The sequence below is a fragment of the Flavobacterium sp. DG2-3 genome (genome assembly GCF_030730925.1).
In the GTDB taxonomy this organism is placed as follows: domain Bacteria; phylum Bacteroidota; class Bacteroidia; order Flavobacteriales; family Flavobacteriaceae; genus Flavobacterium.
Genome location: NZ_JAVAMB010000009.1, coordinates 112,844 through 126,680 on the forward strand (window position 1 = coordinate 112,844; position 13,837 = coordinate 126,680).

The window sequence follows — 13,837 nt, forward strand, 5'->3', positions numbered from 1 at the left end:
TTAATAAATTATATTTTTTTTTCGAAAGTATAAAAATATTTAATACTAAAAACTCATTTTAGTCATTAAGCACCTTTATTTATTAACTACATCGTTTTAGACTTTACTAGTTTTAATATTCTCCACAAATTGATCAAACAAATAAGAAGAATCGTGTGGTCCAGGACTAGCCTCTGGATGGTATTGTACTGAAAAACAATTCTTATTTTTCATTCTCATACCTGCAACAGTATCATCATTCAAATGTATATGTGTAAGCTCTAATTCTGGATGACCTTCTAAAGCTTCTCTTTTAACAGCGAACCCGTGATTTTGAGAAGTGATTTCACCTTTACCTGTAAGAAGATTTTTTACAGGATGATTGATTCCTCTGTGTCCTCCAAACATTTTATAAGTTTGAACCCCATTAGCCAAAGCTATAATTTGATGCCCTAAGCAAATTCCAAATAAAGGTTTATCTTCTGCTATAATTTTTTTAGCCACATCAATTACTCCATGCAACGGATCTGGATCTCCAGGACCATTTGACAAGAAATACCCATCAGGATTAAATGCAGTCAGCTCCTCGTAAGATGTATTGTATGGAAAAACTTTGATGTAACAATCTCTCTTCGCAAAGTTTCTTAGTATATTTTTCTTAATCCCAAGATCAAGCGCAGAAATTTTATAAGTCGCATTCTCATCTCCAACAAAATAAGGTTCAGTTGTAGAAACTTTTGAAGCTAATTCTAAACCTTCCATGTTTGGAACATTCGCTAATTCTTTTTTCAAATCTTCAATTGAAGTACCATCTGTACAAATTACAGCATTCATTGCACCATTATCACGAATATAGCTTACCAATGCTCTTGTATCAACATCAGAAATGCAAATCAAATTCTGTTTTGCAAAATAATCCTCCAAACTCCCAGAAGCCCCTACTCTTGAATAATTAAAACTAAAATTTTTACAAACTAAACCAGCAATTTTCACGCTGTCTGATTCAACTTCTAAATCATTTATACCATAATTCCCAATATGCGGATTAGTAGTAACCATAATTTGACCAAAATAAGAAGGATCAGTAAAAATCTCTTGATATCCAGTCATTCCAGTATTAAAACAAACTTCACCAAAAGTTTTACCGCTAATTCCGATAGATTTTCCGTGAAAGATTGTTCCGTCACTAAGTAATAAAATGGCGCTTTGTCGTGTTGTGTATTTCATTATTTAATTTGTATTGTTTTTTTTATCAAGTTATAAAACCAAAATAAACGGTTTTAAGTATAATTAGATATTTTGCAAATTTACTTCTTTAAGAGAGCCCTTCCAAGATTTTTTAAAACTTTCAATCGTAAAAATAAAACCGATCATTTTAAATAAGTTACATTTTTTCAGCTTTAAAAAAATCAAAAAAAAAGGATAAACTAAAAATTAGTTTATCCTTTAATATTATAGAATGATTACTCTCATAATTATTCAGAAGCTTCAGTAGTCGTTTCTGTTTCAGCAGCAGGAGCTTCTGGAGCAGCAGTTTCAGCTTTTTTAGCTTTACCACCACGACGGCTTTTAGCTTTTTTAACTTCTTTTTTACCTCCGTTGTAAAGTTCATTGAAGTCAACAAGTTCGATCATCGCCATATCAGCGTTATCTCCCAAACGATTTCCAACTTTAATGATACGAGTGTATCCTCCTGGACGGTCACCAACTTTAGCAGCTACATCTCTGAACAAATCAGTTACTGCATATTTGCTACGTAAGTAAGCAAAAACAATACGACGATTGTGAGTCGTATCTTCTTTTGACTTTGTGATTAAAGGCTCAACAAATTGTTTAAGCGCTTTAGCTTTAGCAACAGTAGTGTTAATACGTTTGTGCTCGATAAGAGAACAAGCCATATTAGCCAACATAGCTTTTCTATGTCCAGTCTGTCTGCTTAAGTGATTGATTTTTTTTCCGTGTCTCATGACGTGTTTTTTAAAACCTTCATCTTGCTACTATCCTCTTTGGAGAGCAAAATACGAAGTGGTTTATTCTTTATCTAATTTGTATTTAGCTAAATCCATTCCGAAAGTTAAATTCTTAACTGCAACAAGTTCATCAAGTTCAGTTAAAGATTTTTTACCGAAATTACGGAATTTCATTAGGTCATTTTTATTGAACGATACTAAATCACCAAGTGTATCAACTTCAGCCGCTTTCAAGCAATTTAATGCTCTCACAGATAAATCCATATCAACAAGCTTAGTTTTAAGCAATTGTCTCATATGCAATGACTCTTCATCATACGATTCTGTTTGTGCAATTTCGTCAGCCTCAAGTGTAATTCTTTCATCAGAAAACAACATGAAATGGTGAATTAAAACTTTAGCAGCTTCAGTAAGAGCATCTTTTGGATTAATAGATCCATCAGTTTTGATTTCAAAAACTAATTTTTCGTAATCTGTTTTTTGCTCTACACGGAAATTTTCGATTGCATATTTTACATTTTTTACCGGAGTAAAAATAGAATCTGTAAAAATCGTTCCAATTGCAGCATTCTGTTTTTTGTTCTCTTCAGCAGGAACGTATCCTCTACCTTTTTCGATTGTTAAATCGAAGTTCAATTTGATTTTAGAATCTAAATTACAGATAACAAGGTCTGGATTCAAAACTTGGAAACCTGAAATAAATTTCTGGAAATCACCTGCTGTCAATTGGTCTTTACCTGAAACAGAAATAGTAACTGATTCATTATCGATATCTTCAATCTGACGTTTGAAACGTACTTGTTTAAGATTAAGGATAATTTCTGTAACGTCCTCAACAACACCTGAAATAGTAGAAAACTCATGATCTACACCTTCGATACGAACAGATGTAATTGCATAACCTTCTAACGCTGAAAGCAAAACTCTTCTAAGTGCATTACCAACTGTCAATCCGTAACCAGGTTCTAAAGGTCTAAACTCAAATTTACCTTCAAAATCGGTTGAATCGATCATGATAACTTTATCGGGCTTTTGAAAATTAAATATTGCCATAAATTTCGACTAAGTCAATTATTATTTGTTGTACAACTCTACGATTAATTGTTCTTTAATGTTTTCTGGAATCTGAAGTCTTGCAGGTACAGAAACGAAAGTTCCTTCTTTAAGATCATTGTTCCAAGTAATCCATTCATAAACATGACTTGAATTTGATAAAGAACGTTCGATAGCTTCTAAAGATTTAGATTTTTCACGAACTGCAACTTTATCACCAGGCTTAAGGTGGTAAGAAGGAATATTAACAACCTCTCCATTTACAGTAATGTGTCTGTGAGAAACGATTTGACGCGCACCTCTTCTAGATGGAGCAATTCCCATTCTAAAAACAACATTATCCAATCTTGCTTCGCATAATTGTAATAAAACTTCACCAGTAACTCCTTTAGTAGCTGATGCTTTTTCGAATAAATTTCTGAATTGTTTTTCTAAAATTCCATAAGAATATTTAGCTTTTTGCTTTTCCATTAACTGAACAGCGTACTCAGATTTTTTTCCTCTTTTTTTAGCCATCCCGTGTTGTCCAGGTGGGTAATTTCTTTTTTCGAAAGATTTATCATCTCCGAAGATTGCCTCGCCAAATTTACGAGCGATTTTGGTTTTAGGACCAGTATATCTTGCCATTTTAAAAAAAATTTAAGGTAGAAATTATGAATTCAGGTCTAATCCTTCGATAATCTTGCTCTACCTTGTTTATACTATAAATAAATAAAATTAAACTCTACGTCTTTTTGGAGGACGACATCCGTTGTGCGGCATTGGAGTAACATCAATAATTTCAGTAACTTCAATTCCACCGTTATGAATAGAACGGATAGCAGATTCACGTCCGTTTCCTGGTCCTTTTACATAAACTTTCACTTTTTTCAATCCAGCCTCAAGTGCTACTTTAGCACAATCTTCTGCTGCCATTTGAGCTGCGTAAGGAGTATTCTTTTTAGAACCTCTGAAACCCATTTTACCAGCTGAAGACCAAGAGATAACTTCACCTTTCTTATTAGTTAAAGAAATAATAATGTTATTAAAAGTGGCAGAAATATGAGCCTCACCCGTTGATTCAACGATAACTTTACGTTTTTTTGCAGTTGCTTTAGCCATATTACTTATTATTTAGTTGCTTTTTTCTTGTTAGCAACAGTTTTTCTTTTACCTTTTCTTGTTCTTGAGTTGTTTTTAGTTCTTTGTCCTCTTAATGGAAGACCAGATCTGTGACGAATACCTCTGTAACAACCGATATCCATTAAACGTTTAATGTTTAAAGAAATTTCAGAACGTAATTCTCCTTCAATTTTATAAAAAGAAACAGCTTCACGAATTGCTCCGATTTCGTCGTCATTCCAATCTTGAACTTTTTTATCTTGGCTTACTTGAGCTTTTTCTAAAATCTCAATAGCTCTACTTTTTCCTAATCCGAAGATGTAGGTAAGTGCAATAACACCTCTTTTGTTTTTTGGGATATCTACCCCTGCTATTCTTGCCATAATTATCCTTGTCTTTGTTTAAATCTAGGATTCTTTTTGTTTATTACGTACAGTCTCCCTTTTCTACGCACGATAATGCACTCGGCACTTCTCTTTTTTACTGATGCTCTAACTTTCATAGTGAATATCCTTTAATATCGATAAGTAATTCTTGCTTTTGACAAATCGTAAGGACTCATTTCTAGTTTCACTTTATCACCAGGTAATAATTTGATGTAATGCATTCGCATTTTACCAGAAATATGAGCAATTACAATATGTCCATTTTCTAACTCTACACGGAACATTGCATTAGATAATGCTTCTATAATTGATCCGTCTTGTTCTATTGCTGATTGTTTTGCCATAAATATATTAAGCTACCGCTTTTCTATTTTTACCAGTCTTCATTAAACCATCATAATGTTTATTTAACAAGTATGAATTGATCTGTTGAATAGTATCTATTGCAACACCAACCATAATTATTAAAGAGGTACCTCCAAAAAACATTGCCCAAGATTGTTGTACATCCATAATACTTACAACAATAGCTGGGAACACAGCAATCAAAGCAAGGAATAAAGATCCTGGGAAAGTTATTAAAGACATCACTTTATCAAGGAAATCAGAAGTTTCTGCTCCCGGACGAACGCCTGGAATAAAACCACCGCTTCTTTTTAAATCATCAGCCATTTTGTTAGTAGGAACGGTGATTGCAGTATAAAAGAATGTAAATACAATAATTAAAGTTGCAAAAACAAAATTATACCAGAAACCAAACATATTACTAAATGCACCAACAATAGATTGTGATGTATCTGATTTAGACAATCCAGCCACCGCTGCAGGGATAAACATAATTGCCTGAGCAAAAATGATTGGCATAACTCCAGATGCATTAAGCTTTAGAGGAATCCATTGTCTATTACCACCTGCTAAATCTTGTTCGTAATCTCCAGTTGTTGTACGACGAGCATACTGAACCGGGATTCTACGTACTGCCATTGTAAGCAATACACAAGAAATGATAACTAACAGCCACACAATAATTTCAATAACTAATAACATTGGACCTCCATTGTTATTGGTAACACGTGTTGTAAACTCTTGAATAAAAGCTTGCGGTAAACGTGCTAAAATACCAACCATAATTAACAATGAAATACCATTTCCAATACCTTTATCTGTAATTTTCTCACCAAGCCACATAGCAAAAATTGTACCAGTAACTAAAATGATAACTGACGAGAACAAAAATTCAGGTGAATTAAAGCCTAGCAAAAATGCATTACTAGGCAATGTTCTGTATAAATTATAGATATAAGTTGGACCTTGAACCAATGTGATAGCGATTGTCAACCAACGAGTGATTTGATTAATCTTTTTTCTACCACTTTCCCCATCATTTTGAAGTTTTTGTAAATATGGAATCGCAATCCCCATTAACTGAACAACAATAGACGCAGAAATATAAGGCATGATACCTAAGGCAAAAACTGAAGCCTTAGAGAAAGCACCCCCGGTGAACATGTCTAGAATAGATCCTAGACCATTTTTAGTTTGTCCCGCTAAACCAGTCAATTGCGTTGCGTCAATTCCAGGAAGCGTAACGTGTGCTCCAAAACGATATACTAAAAGTAATCCTAAAGTAATTAAGATTCTATTCTTTAGTTCTTCGATTTTCCAAACATTACTTATTGATTCAATAAATTTCTTCATCTTAATAGATAAGTTATATAGTTACAGCTTCTCCTCCAGCAGCTTCGATAGCAGCTTTTGCAGTAGCAGTAAATTTGTGGGCAGTTACTTTTAATTTTGCTTTCAATTCTCCTCTACCTAAAATCTTAACGATTTCATTTTTAGAAGCTAGACGATTTGCTACGAAATCTGTCATAGAAACAGAATCAGTAATTGCACCATTGTCAACTAATAATTGAAGAGTATCTAAATTAACACCTTCGTATTCTTTACGATTGATGTTTTTGAAACCAAACTTAGGTACACGTCTTTGAAGTGGCATTTGCCCTCCTTCGAAACCAATCTTTTTAGAATAACCAGAACGAGATTTAGCTCCTTTGTGTCCTCTTGCAGCGGTACCACCTTTTCCAGAGCCTTCTCCTCTACCTAATCTTTTATTTTGATTGTGTGTAGATCCTTCAGCAGGCTGTAAGTTACTTAAATTCATAACAGTATTTGTTATTTAGCTTCTTCAACAGAAACTAAGTGTTTAACTTTGTTTATCATCCCAAGGATAGCAGGATTTGACTCATGCTCCACAACTTGTCCAATTTTACGTAGACCTAAAGCTTCTAAACCTCTCTTTTGAGAAAGAGGGCAGTTGATTTTGCTTCTTACTTGTTTTACTAATAATTTAGCCATAATTTCCTAATTAACCTTTAAAAACTTTTTCTAAAGAAACACCTCTTTGTTTTGCAACAGTATGAGCGCTTCTCATTTGCAATAAAGCATCAAAAGTTGCTTTTACTACGTTATGTGGATTTGATGATCCTTGAGATTTAGACAATACATCGTGGATACCTACTGACTCAAGAACTGAACGAACAGCTCCACCAGCAATAACTCCTGTACCATGAGATGCAGGAATTAAGAATACACGCGCACCACCAAATTTACCTTTTTGTTCGTGAGGAACAGATTGTCCGTTCAAAGGAATTCTAACTAAGTTTTTCTTAGCATCTTCTACTGCTTTCGCAATTGCTTCAGAAACGTCTTTAGATTTTCCTAATCCATGACCAACTACTCCATTTTCATCACCTACAACTACAATAGCAGAAAAACCGAAAGCTCTACCACCTTTTGTAACTTTAGTAACACGATTAACACTAACTAGACGATCTTTTAATTCAAGACCACTAGGTTTTACCAATTCTACATTTTTGTATTTAGACATAATATATTAGAATTTAAGTCCAGCGGCTCTTGCGCCTTCTGCTAATGATTTAATACGACCGTGATATAAATATCCACCTCTATCAAAAGTGATGGTATCAATCCCAGCTTTTAACGCTTTCTCAGCAACTAGTTTTCCAACAGCAGCAGCGATTTCAACGTTAGTACCTTTTCCTATTTCTTTTTCTCTCGAAGATGCAGCTAATATAGTAACTCCATTTACATCATCAATGATTTGAGCGTAAATTTCTTTATTACTTCTAAATACAGAAAGTCTAGGTCTTGCAGCAGAACCACTAACCGATTTTCTAATTCTGAATTTAATTCTCTGTCTTCTTTCAGATTTTGTTAATGACATAATCTTATGTTTTAAGCTGATTTACCTGCTTTTCTTCTTAATACTTCACCTACAAATTTAACACCTTTTCCTTTATATGGCTCTGGCTTACGGAAACCTCTGATTTTCGCAGCAACCTGACCTAAAAGTTGTTTATCAAATGATGTTAATTTTACGATAGGATTCTTTCCTTTTTCAGATATTGTTTCTAAGCTTACTTCTGGAGCAATTTCCAAAACAATATTGTGTGAATATCCAAGAGCTAAATCTAACTTTTGTCCTTGGTTTGAAGCTCTATAACCAACTCCAACTAATTCAAGTTCTTTTGTAAAACCTTCAGATACACCAATAATCATGTTATTGATTAAAGATCTGTATAATCCGTGTTTTGCTCTTTGGTCTTTATAATCAGACGATCTCTCTACAACGATTTGATCACCTTCAACTTTTACAGTTACGTCCGAAAACTCCTGAGTAAGCTGACCTTTCTTTCCTTTTACTGTAATAACACCTTCGTTAACTTCAACAGTTACACCAGCAGGGATTACAATTGGACTTTTACCTATTCTTGACATCTTATTTAGTCTTTAAAAATTAGTATACGTAACAAATTACTTCACCACCTACATTTAATTGTTTCGCTTGTTTTCCAGTCATAAGACCTTTTGATGTAGAAACAATTGCAATTCCTAATCCGTTAAGGATTCTTGGTAATTTGGCAGCACCTGCATATTTACGTAAACCAGGTTTACTAATTCTTTGGATATCTTTAATTACAGGCTCTTTAGTATCTTTATCATACTTCAAAGCAATTTTGATAGAACCTTGAACGGTGTTCTGCTCAAATTTGTAACTTAAGATATAACCTTGATCAAATAAGATCTTAGTTATTTCTTTTTTAAGATTAGAAGCTGGAATTTCAACAACTTTGTGGTTTGCAGCCACAGCATTACGAACTCTAGTCAAATAATCTGCAATAGGATCTGTATACATATGTATTTGATTGCGATTATGGTTTTCAGGAAGCACTCTGCCTCCTGAACCTTTAATCAATTTATAAACTTTTTAAATTACCAGCTGGCTTTTTTCACACCAGGAATTAATCCATTGTTAGCCATTTCACGGAAAGTTACACGTGAAATACCGAATTGACGGATATAACCTCTAGGTCTACCTGTTAATTTACAACGATTGTGTAAACGAACTGGTGAAGCATTTTTAGGTAATCTTTGTAAACCTTCGTAGTCTCCAGCTTCCAATAAAGCTTTTCTCTTCTCAGCATACTTAGCTACCGTTTTCTCTCTTTTCACCTCGCGGGCTTTCATTGATTCTTTAGCCATGTCTTAATTCTTTTTAAAAGGTAATCCTAATTCAGCCAATAATGACTTTGCCTCTTTGTCTGTTTTTGCAGTAGTAACAAAAGTAATATCCATTCCTGAAATTTTGTTTACTTTGTCAATATCAATTTCTGGGAAAATGATTTGCTCTAAAACTCCAAGATTGTAGTTACCTCTTCCGTCGAAACCAGTAGCTTTAATACCACCAAAGTCTCTAACACGCGGTAAAGCAGAAGTAATAAGTCTATCTAAAAACTCATACATTCTTTCTCCACGTAAAGTTACTTTTGCTCCAATAGGCATCCCTTTTCTTAATTTGAAAGACGCAACGTCTTTCTTAGAAATTGTAGATACTGCTTTTTGTCCAGTGATCTTTGTCAACTCATCAACTGCATAGTCAATAAGTTTTTTATCAGATACAGCTGCACCAACTCCACGGCTCAAAACGATTTTTTCAAGTTTTGGAACTTGCATTACGTTTGTATATCCGAACTCTTCTTTAAGAGCAGAGATCACTCTACTCTTATATTCTTCTTTTAGTCTAGGTGTATATGCCATTACTATAGTACTTGATTAGATTTTTTTGAAAATCTTACTTTCTTATCTCCTTCTACTCTAATACCTACTCTAGTTGTTTCCTTAGTCTTAGGATCAATTAGAGAAATGTTAGAAATTTGAATAGAAGCTTCTTTCTTAACGATACCACCTTGAGGGTTTTTAGCACTTGGTTTAGTGTGTTTTGAAACCAAGTTCACACCTTCAACTATCGCTTTGTTTTTTTCACGGTAAACACGTAAAACTTTACCTTCAGCACCTTTATGGTCTCCAGCAATAACTCTTACGATATCTCCTGATTTTATTTTTAGCTTTATCATCTTAAAACGAATTAAAGCACTTCTGGTGCTAATGATACAATTTTCATGAATTGTTTTTCACGAAGTTCTCTTGCTACCGGACCAAAAACACGAGTTCCTCTCATTTCCCCTGCAGCATTCAAAAGAACACATGCATTGTCATCGAAACGGATATAAGAACCATCAGCTCTTCTCACTTCTTTTTTAGTACGTACAACAACTGCAGTTGAAACAGCTCCTTTTTTCACGTTTCCGTTTGGAGTTGCATCTTTGATAGAAACTACAATTTTGTCACCAACAGAGGCATATCTTCTTTTAGTACCTCCTAAAACACGAATAGTTAAAACTTCTTTAGCTCCCGTGTTATCTGCTACTTTTAGTCTTGATTCTTGTTGTACCATAATTATTTAGCTCTTTCTAAGATTTCAACTAATCTCCAACATTTTGTTTTACTTAAAGGACGCGTTTCGCTAATTCTTACAGTATCTCCAATGTTACAGTCGTTTGTTTCGTCGTGTGCAACATATTTCTTAGTTTTCAACACGAACTTACCGTATAATGGGTGTTTTACTTTTCTTACTTCAGAAATAACGATAGATTTATCCATCTTATTTGAAGTAACAACACCTATTCTTTCTTTTCTTAAATTTCTTTTTTCTTCCATCTTTCAGCAGAATACAATTATTGTAACTCTCTTTTAGTTAACTCTGTAGCTAATCTTGCAACTGTTCTTCTAACGCTTCTAATTTGAAGTGGGTTAGCAATTGGAGAAATAGCGTGAGCCATTTTTAGGTCAGCATATACTTTCTTAGTTTGACTAAGCTTTTCTTGCAACTCCGCTGCAGAAAGATCTTTTATTTCTGATTGTTTCATAATAAATATAAATTATGCTTCGAAATCTCTAGCAACGACGAACTTAGTTTTTACTGGAAGTTTTTGAGCTGCAAGGCGTAAAGCCTCTTTTGCAACTGACAATGGAACTCCTCCAACTTCAAACATAATTCTTCCTGGTTTAACAACAGCAGCCCAATACTCAACTGCTCCTTTACCTTTACCCATACGTACTTCAAGAGGTTTCTTAGTAATAGGTTTGTCTGGGAAAATTTTAATCCATAATTGTCCCTCTCTCTTCATGTAACGAGTTGCAGCGATACGTGCAGCTTCGATTTGACGAGATGTTAAGAACATTCCATCTTCATGTACAGATTTAATACCAAACATTCCATTTGAAAGTTCATGCCCTCTTTGAGAGTTACCTTTCATTCTACCTTTTTGTACCTTACGGTATTTTGTTCTTTTAGGCTGTAACATTTTTCTTTAGTTTAAAAATTTACTTTCTTTTACGAGCGTCTGGTTTACCGCCTTTGTTAAAGTTAGATTTGCCTCTAGGAGCATCTCCACCTTTACCACCACCTGTACCAGATTGTTTTTTGTCCATTCCAGCAAGTGGAGAAAGCTCTCTCTTACCGTAAACTTCACCTTTCATGATCCATACTTTAATTCCCATTCTACCGTAAGTAGTATGAGCTTCAGCAAGAGCATAATCGATATCAGCTCTGAAAGTTGATAGAGGAATTCTACCTTCTTTGAAACCTTCTGAACGCGCCATCTCAGCACCATTCAAACGACCAGAAATCAAAACTTTGATACCTTCAGCGTTCATACGCATAGAAGCAGCAATAGCCATTTTGATTGCACGTCTGTAAGAAATACGGCTTTCGATTTGACGAGCGATGCTTGTAGCCACAAGATAAGCATCTAACTCAGGTCTTTTAATTTCAAAGATGTTAATTTGAACCTCTTTATCAGTAACTTTCTTAAGTTCCTCTTTTAACTTGTCTACCTCTTGTCCACCTTTTCCGATAATGATACCAGGTCTAGCAGTAGTGATAGTAACGGTTACAAGCTTTAAAGTTCTCTCGATGATTACTTTAGATACACTAGCTTTTGATAAACGAGCATGGATATACTTTCTGATTTTGTGATCCTCAGCTAATTTATCGCCGTAATCATTTCCACCATACCAGTTTGAGTCCCATCCTCTGATGATACCAAGTCTATTTCCAATTGGATTTGTCTTTTGTCCCATGCTGCTTAAGAATTGCTTTGTGTGTTATTGATAGCTCCAAGCACGATTGTAACGTGATTAGAACGTTTTCTTATTCTGTGTGCACGACCTTGTGGAGCTGGACGAAGTCTTTTTAACATCATTCCACCATCTACTCTGATCTCTTTAACAAATAATCCAGCTTCTTCTAAATTACCTTCACTATTTTTTTGCTCCCAGTTGTTGATTGCAGATAATAATAGTTTTTCTAATTTTCTTGAAGCTTCTTTAGAACTGAATCTTAAAATGTTAAGTGCTCTTTCTACCTTCTGACCTCTTACCAAGTCCGCTACTAAGCGCATTTTTCTAGGTGAAGTAGGGCAGTTATTCAATTTTGCGAAAGCGATAGACTTATTAGCCTCTTTTCTCGCATCTGCTGTTTCTCTTTTACGAACTCCCATTGCTTCTTTTATTTTTTACCTTTATTTTTTGCTCCAGCATGACCTCTAAAAGATCTAGTTGGCGAAAACTCTCCTAATTTGTGACCTACCATGTTTTCTGTAACGTAAACTGGTACAAATTGACGACCGTTATGAACTGCGATTGTTTGTCCAACGAAATCTGGAGTAATCATAGAAGCTCTAGACCAAGTCTTAACTACTGCGTTTTTACCACTCTCTACGTTTTCTTGAACTTTCTTATCTAATTTATAATGAACGAAAGGTCCTTTTTTTAATGAACGTGCCATATCTTATTATTTCTTTCTACGTTCTACGATATACTTGTTACTCGGGTTTTTCTTAGAACGAGTTCTGTAACCTTTAGCTGGCAATCCGTTTCTTGAACGTGGGTGCCCTCCAGAAGAACGTCCTTCACCACCTCCCATAGGGTGATCAACTGGGTTCATCGCTACTGGTCTAGTTCTAGGTCTTCTTCCTAACCATCTTGTTCTACCTGCTTTTCCAGATACAACTAATTGGTGGTCAGAGTTAGAAACAGCTCCAATTGTAGCCGAACATGTTAACAAGATTAATCTTGTCTCTCCAGATGGCATTTTAATTGTTGCGTATTTCCCGTCTCTTGCCATTAACTGAGCAAAAGTTCCAGCTGAACGAGCGATAACAGCTCCTTGTCCTGGACGTAACTCAATACAAGATATAACAGTTCCAAGAGGAATTCTGCTTAAAGGTAAAGTATTACCAATCTCTGGTTGAGACTCTGGCCCAGAAACTAATTTCTGACCAACTTTCAATCCGTTTTGAGCGATAATATAAGTTTTCTCTCCATCAGCGTAAGCTAATAAAGCGATAAATGCAGTACGATTTGGATCGTATTCAATTGATTTCACTGTAGCTGGAATTCCATCTTTAGTTCTTTTGAAATCAATAATACGATATCTCTGCTTGTGACCACCACCCGTATAACGCATGGTCATCTTTCCTTGACTATTTCTACCTCCTGAGTTTTTTATCGGCGCTATCAAAGAGCGTTCCGGCTTATCAGTTGTAATAGCGTCATAACCATTCACAACTCTAAATCGCTGACCCGGGGTAATAGGTTTTAATTTTCTTACTGACATTTTTCTATCTTAGATATTGTTGTAAAAATCAATTGTTTCTCCTTCTTGTACTTGAACAATTGCTTTTTTGTATGCATTTGTCTTTCCACTGATTAAACCACTTTTAGTGTATTTAGTAGATCTATCTGGTCTCACATTCATTGTGTTAACAGAAACGATAGTTACTCCATAAGCAGCCTCAACAGCTTTCTTAATCTCAACTTTGTTTGCTTTTTTGTTAACTACGAATCCGAAGCGGTTTAGAACTTCACTTTCTTTGGTTACTTTTTCCGTTACTATAGGTCTAATAATGATGCTCATATTCC

Annotated in this window: 27 protein-coding genes; all 27 read right to left on the bottom strand. The window is 34.7% G+C overall.

Annotated features, from left to right (window positions below; all coding sequences use genetic code 11):
* Window positions 1-96: 96 nt before the first annotated feature.
* Window positions 97-1,206, bottom strand: coding sequence for a glutamine-hydrolyzing carbamoyl-phosphate synthase small subunit (gene carA / locus Q9Q97_RS14175; RefSeq protein ID WP_306158146.1), 1,110 nt, complete (start codon window positions 1,204-1,206; stop codon window positions 97-99).
* Window positions 1,207-1,454: 248 nt separating this feature from the next.
* The gene (rplQ, locus tag Q9Q97_RS14180) at window positions 1,455-1,946 is read right to left on the bottom strand and encodes a 50S ribosomal protein L17 (protein WP_306158148.1); all 492 of its coding nucleotides are present in this window, start codon (window positions 1,944-1,946) and stop codon (window positions 1,455-1,457) included.
* 63 nt (window positions 1,947-2,009) lie between these two features.
* On the bottom strand, window positions 2,010-3,002 hold the full coding sequence (locus Q9Q97_RS14185) for a DNA-directed RNA polymerase subunit alpha (protein WP_008464329.1): 993 nt from the start codon (window positions 3,000-3,002) through the stop codon (window positions 2,010-2,012).
* Between the two features lie 21 nt (window positions 3,003-3,023).
* A complete protein-coding gene (gene rpsD, locus Q9Q97_RS14190; RefSeq protein WP_008464326.1) occupies window positions 3,024-3,629 on the bottom strand; it encodes a 30S ribosomal protein S4 in 606 nt (201 codons plus the stop codon).
* Window positions 3,630-3,719: 90 nt separating this feature from the next.
* Window positions 3,720-4,103, bottom strand: coding sequence for a 30S ribosomal protein S11 (rpsK, locus tag Q9Q97_RS14195; protein ID WP_026727866.1), 384 nt, complete (start codon window positions 4,101-4,103; stop codon window positions 3,720-3,722).
* A gap of 8 nt (window positions 4,104-4,111) precedes the next feature.
* Complete coding sequence (gene rpsM / locus Q9Q97_RS14200; protein ID WP_008464322.1) at window positions 4,112-4,486, bottom strand: 30S ribosomal protein S13; 375 nt, start codon at window positions 4,484-4,486, stop codon at window positions 4,112-4,114.
* Between the two features lie 2 nt (window positions 4,487-4,488).
* A complete protein-coding gene (gene ykgO, locus Q9Q97_RS14205; RefSeq protein ID WP_002987490.1) occupies window positions 4,489-4,605 on the bottom strand; it encodes a type B 50S ribosomal protein L36 in 117 nt (38 codons plus the stop codon).
* A 12-nt stretch (window positions 4,606-4,617) separates the two neighbouring features.
* Window positions 4,618-4,833 carry a translation initiation factor IF-1 gene (gene infA, locus Q9Q97_RS14210; protein WP_007136545.1) on the bottom strand — a complete coding sequence of 72 codons (216 nt, stop codon included), beginning with the start codon at window positions 4,831-4,833 and terminating at the stop codon, window positions 4,618-4,620.
* 7 nt (window positions 4,834-4,840) lie between these two features.
* Window positions 4,841-6,187, bottom strand: coding sequence for a preprotein translocase subunit SecY (secY, locus tag Q9Q97_RS14215; protein ID WP_007803669.1), 1,347 nt, complete (start codon window positions 6,185-6,187; stop codon window positions 4,841-4,843).
* Between the two features lie 13 nt (window positions 6,188-6,200).
* Window positions 6,201-6,653, bottom strand: coding sequence for a 50S ribosomal protein L15 (rplO, locus tag Q9Q97_RS14220; RefSeq protein ID WP_306158220.1), 453 nt, complete (start codon window positions 6,651-6,653; stop codon window positions 6,201-6,203).
* A gap of 11 nt (window positions 6,654-6,664) precedes the next feature.
* A complete protein-coding gene (rpmD, locus tag Q9Q97_RS14225) occupies window positions 6,665-6,847 on the bottom strand; it encodes a 50S ribosomal protein L30 (protein WP_008464315.1) in 183 nt (60 codons plus the stop codon).
* Between the two features lie 10 nt (window positions 6,848-6,857).
* The gene (gene rpsE, locus Q9Q97_RS14230; protein WP_085949269.1) at window positions 6,858-7,382 is read right to left on the bottom strand and encodes a 30S ribosomal protein S5; all 525 of its coding nucleotides are present in this window, start codon (window positions 7,380-7,382) and stop codon (window positions 6,858-6,860) included.
* A gap of 3 nt (window positions 7,383-7,385) precedes the next feature.
* Window positions 7,386-7,736: a 50S ribosomal protein L18 gene (gene rplR / locus Q9Q97_RS14235; RefSeq protein WP_109190655.1), complete on the bottom strand. Its 351-nt coding sequence runs from the start codon at window positions 7,734-7,736 to the stop codon at window positions 7,386-7,388.
* An 11-nt stretch (window positions 7,737-7,747) separates the two neighbouring features.
* Window positions 7,748-8,290, bottom strand: a complete 543-nt coding sequence (gene rplF, locus Q9Q97_RS14240) for a 50S ribosomal protein L6 (protein WP_306158222.1) — start codon at window positions 8,288-8,290, stop codon at window positions 7,748-7,750.
* A gap of 19 nt (window positions 8,291-8,309) precedes the next feature.
* Window positions 8,310-8,708: a 30S ribosomal protein S8 gene (gene rpsH / locus Q9Q97_RS14245; RefSeq protein WP_008464306.1), complete on the bottom strand. Its 399-nt coding sequence runs from the start codon at window positions 8,706-8,708 to the stop codon at window positions 8,310-8,312.
* Window positions 8,709-8,785: 77 nt separating this feature from the next.
* Complete coding sequence (rpsN, locus tag Q9Q97_RS14250) at window positions 8,786-9,055, bottom strand: 30S ribosomal protein S14 (RefSeq protein WP_008464305.1); 270 nt, start codon at window positions 9,053-9,055, stop codon at window positions 8,786-8,788.
* A gap of 3 nt (window positions 9,056-9,058) precedes the next feature.
* Window positions 9,059-9,610, bottom strand: a complete 552-nt coding sequence (rplE, locus tag Q9Q97_RS14255; RefSeq protein ID WP_012022484.1) for a 50S ribosomal protein L5 — start codon at window positions 9,608-9,610, stop codon at window positions 9,059-9,061.
* Between the two features lie 2 nt (window positions 9,611-9,612).
* Entirely contained in the window at window positions 9,613-9,927 is a 315-nt protein-coding gene (gene rplX / locus Q9Q97_RS14260; RefSeq protein ID WP_053470828.1) for a 50S ribosomal protein L24, read from the bottom strand.
* A gap of 11 nt (window positions 9,928-9,938) precedes the next feature.
* Complete coding sequence (gene rplN / locus Q9Q97_RS14265) at window positions 9,939-10,307, bottom strand: 50S ribosomal protein L14 (protein ID WP_007803649.1); 369 nt, start codon at window positions 10,305-10,307, stop codon at window positions 9,939-9,941.
* Window positions 10,308-10,309: 2 nt separating this feature from the next.
* A complete protein-coding gene (rpsQ, locus tag Q9Q97_RS14270; protein ID WP_012022485.1) occupies window positions 10,310-10,570 on the bottom strand; it encodes a 30S ribosomal protein S17 in 261 nt (86 codons plus the stop codon).
* A 17-nt stretch (window positions 10,571-10,587) separates the two neighbouring features.
* Entirely contained in the window at window positions 10,588-10,779 is a 192-nt protein-coding gene (gene rpmC / locus Q9Q97_RS14275; RefSeq protein WP_008464297.1) for a 50S ribosomal protein L29, read from the bottom strand.
* 12 nt (window positions 10,780-10,791) lie between these two features.
* The gene (gene rplP, locus Q9Q97_RS14280) at window positions 10,792-11,217 is read right to left on the bottom strand and encodes a 50S ribosomal protein L16 (RefSeq protein ID WP_008464295.1); all 426 of its coding nucleotides are present in this window, start codon (window positions 11,215-11,217) and stop codon (window positions 10,792-10,794) included.
* A 19-nt stretch (window positions 11,218-11,236) separates the two neighbouring features.
* A complete protein-coding gene (gene rpsC / locus Q9Q97_RS14285; RefSeq protein ID WP_008464292.1) occupies window positions 11,237-11,995 on the bottom strand; it encodes a 30S ribosomal protein S3 in 759 nt (252 codons plus the stop codon).
* Window positions 11,996-12,000: 5 nt separating this feature from the next.
* Entirely contained in the window at window positions 12,001-12,414 is a 414-nt protein-coding gene (rplV, locus tag Q9Q97_RS14290) for a 50S ribosomal protein L22 (RefSeq protein ID WP_007803631.1), read from the bottom strand.
* A gap of 8 nt (window positions 12,415-12,422) precedes the next feature.
* Window positions 12,423-12,701 (bottom strand): 30S ribosomal protein S19, encoded by a 279-nt coding sequence (gene rpsS, locus Q9Q97_RS14295; protein WP_008464288.1) that lies wholly within the window; start codon window positions 12,699-12,701, stop codon window positions 12,423-12,425.
* A 6-nt stretch (window positions 12,702-12,707) separates the two neighbouring features.
* Window positions 12,708-13,532, bottom strand: a complete 825-nt coding sequence (rplB, locus tag Q9Q97_RS14300; protein ID WP_008464287.1) for a 50S ribosomal protein L2 — start codon at window positions 13,530-13,532, stop codon at window positions 12,708-12,710.
* Window positions 13,533-13,541: 9 nt separating this feature from the next.
* A complete protein-coding gene (gene rplW / locus Q9Q97_RS14305) occupies window positions 13,542-13,832 on the bottom strand; it encodes a 50S ribosomal protein L23 (RefSeq protein ID WP_008464286.1) in 291 nt (96 codons plus the stop codon).
* Window positions 13,833-13,837: the final 5 nt, after the last annotated feature.

Coding starts and splice junctions, on each gene's coding strand:
- rplO (WP_306158220.1), bottom strand. CDS start 6,653: ATGAATTTAAGTAACTTACAGCCTGCTGAAGGATCTACACACAATCAA.
- rplP (WP_008464295.1), bottom strand. CDS start 11,217: ATGTTACAGCCTAAAAGAACAAAATACCGTAAGGTACAAAAAGGTAGA.
- rpmD (WP_008464315.1), bottom strand. CDS start 6,847: ATGGCTAAATTATTAGTAAAACAAGTAAGAAGCAAAATCAACTGCCCT.
- rplE (WP_012022484.1), bottom strand. CDS start 9,610: ATGGCATATACACCTAGACTAAAAGAAGAATATAAGAGTAGAGTGATC.
- Q9Q97_RS14185 (WP_008464329.1), bottom strand. CDS start 3,002: ATGGCAATATTTAATTTTCAAAAGCCCGATAAAGTTATCATGATCGAT.
- rplW (WP_008464286.1), bottom strand. CDS start 13,832: ATGAGCATCATTATTAGACCTATAGTAACGGAAAAAGTAACCAAAGAA.
- rpsN (WP_008464305.1), bottom strand. CDS start 9,055: ATGGCTAAAGAATCAATGAAAGCCCGCGAGGTGAAAAGAGAGAAAACG.
- secY (WP_007803669.1), bottom strand. CDS start 6,187: ATGAAGAAATTTATTGAATCAATAAGTAATGTTTGGAAAATCGAAGAA.
- rpsD (WP_008464326.1), bottom strand. CDS start 3,629: ATGGCAAGATATACTGGTCCTAAAACCAAAATCGCTCGTAAATTTGGC.
- infA (WP_007136545.1), bottom strand. CDS start 4,833: ATGGCAAAACAATCAGCAATAGAACAAGACGGATCAATTATAGAAGCA.
- rplF (WP_306158222.1), bottom strand. CDS start 8,290: ATGTCAAGAATAGGTAAAAGTCCAATTGTAATCCCTGCTGGTGTAACT.
- rpmC (WP_008464297.1), bottom strand. CDS start 10,779: ATGAAACAATCAGAAATAAAAGATCTTTCTGCAGCGGAGTTGCAAGAA.
- rplV (WP_007803631.1), bottom strand. CDS start 12,414: ATGGGAGTTCGTAAAAGAGAAACAGCAGATGCGAGAAAAGAGGCTAAT.
- rplR (WP_109190655.1), bottom strand. CDS start 7,736: ATGTCATTAACAAAATCTGAAAGAAGACAGAGAATTAAATTCAGAATT.
- rplQ (WP_306158148.1), bottom strand. CDS start 1,946: ATGAGACACGGAAAAAAAATCAATCACTTAAGCAGACAGACTGGACAT.
- rplX (WP_053470828.1), bottom strand. CDS start 9,927: ATGATAAAGCTAAAAATAAAATCAGGAGATATCGTAAGAGTTATTGCT.
- rpsK (WP_026727866.1), bottom strand. CDS start 4,103: ATGGCTAAAGCAACTGCAAAAAAACGTAAAGTTATCGTTGAATCAACG.
- carA (WP_306158146.1), bottom strand. CDS start 1,206: ATGAAATACACAACACGACAAAGCGCCATTTTATTACTTAGTGACGGA.
- rpsM (WP_008464322.1), bottom strand. CDS start 4,486: ATGGCAAGAATAGCAGGGGTAGATATCCCAAAAAACAAAAGAGGTGTT.
- rpsQ (WP_012022485.1), bottom strand. CDS start 10,570: ATGGAAGAAAAAAGAAATTTAAGAAAAGAAAGAATAGGTGTTGTTACT.
- rpsH (WP_008464306.1), bottom strand. CDS start 8,708: ATGTATACAGATCCTATTGCAGATTATTTGACTAGAGTTCGTAATGCT.
- rplN (WP_007803649.1), bottom strand. CDS start 10,307: ATGGTACAACAAGAATCAAGACTAAAAGTAGCAGATAACACGGGAGCT.
- rplB (WP_008464287.1), bottom strand. CDS start 13,532: ATGTCAGTAAGAAAATTAAAACCTATTACCCCGGGTCAGCGATTTAGA.
- ykgO (WP_002987490.1), bottom strand. CDS start 4,605: ATGAAAGTTAGAGCATCAGTAAAAAAGAGAAGTGCCGAGTGCATTATC.
- rpsS (WP_008464288.1), bottom strand. CDS start 12,701: ATGGCACGTTCATTAAAAAAAGGACCTTTCGTTCATTATAAATTAGAT.
- rpsC (WP_008464292.1), bottom strand. CDS start 11,995: ATGGGACAAAAGACAAATCCAATTGGAAATAGACTTGGTATCATCAGA.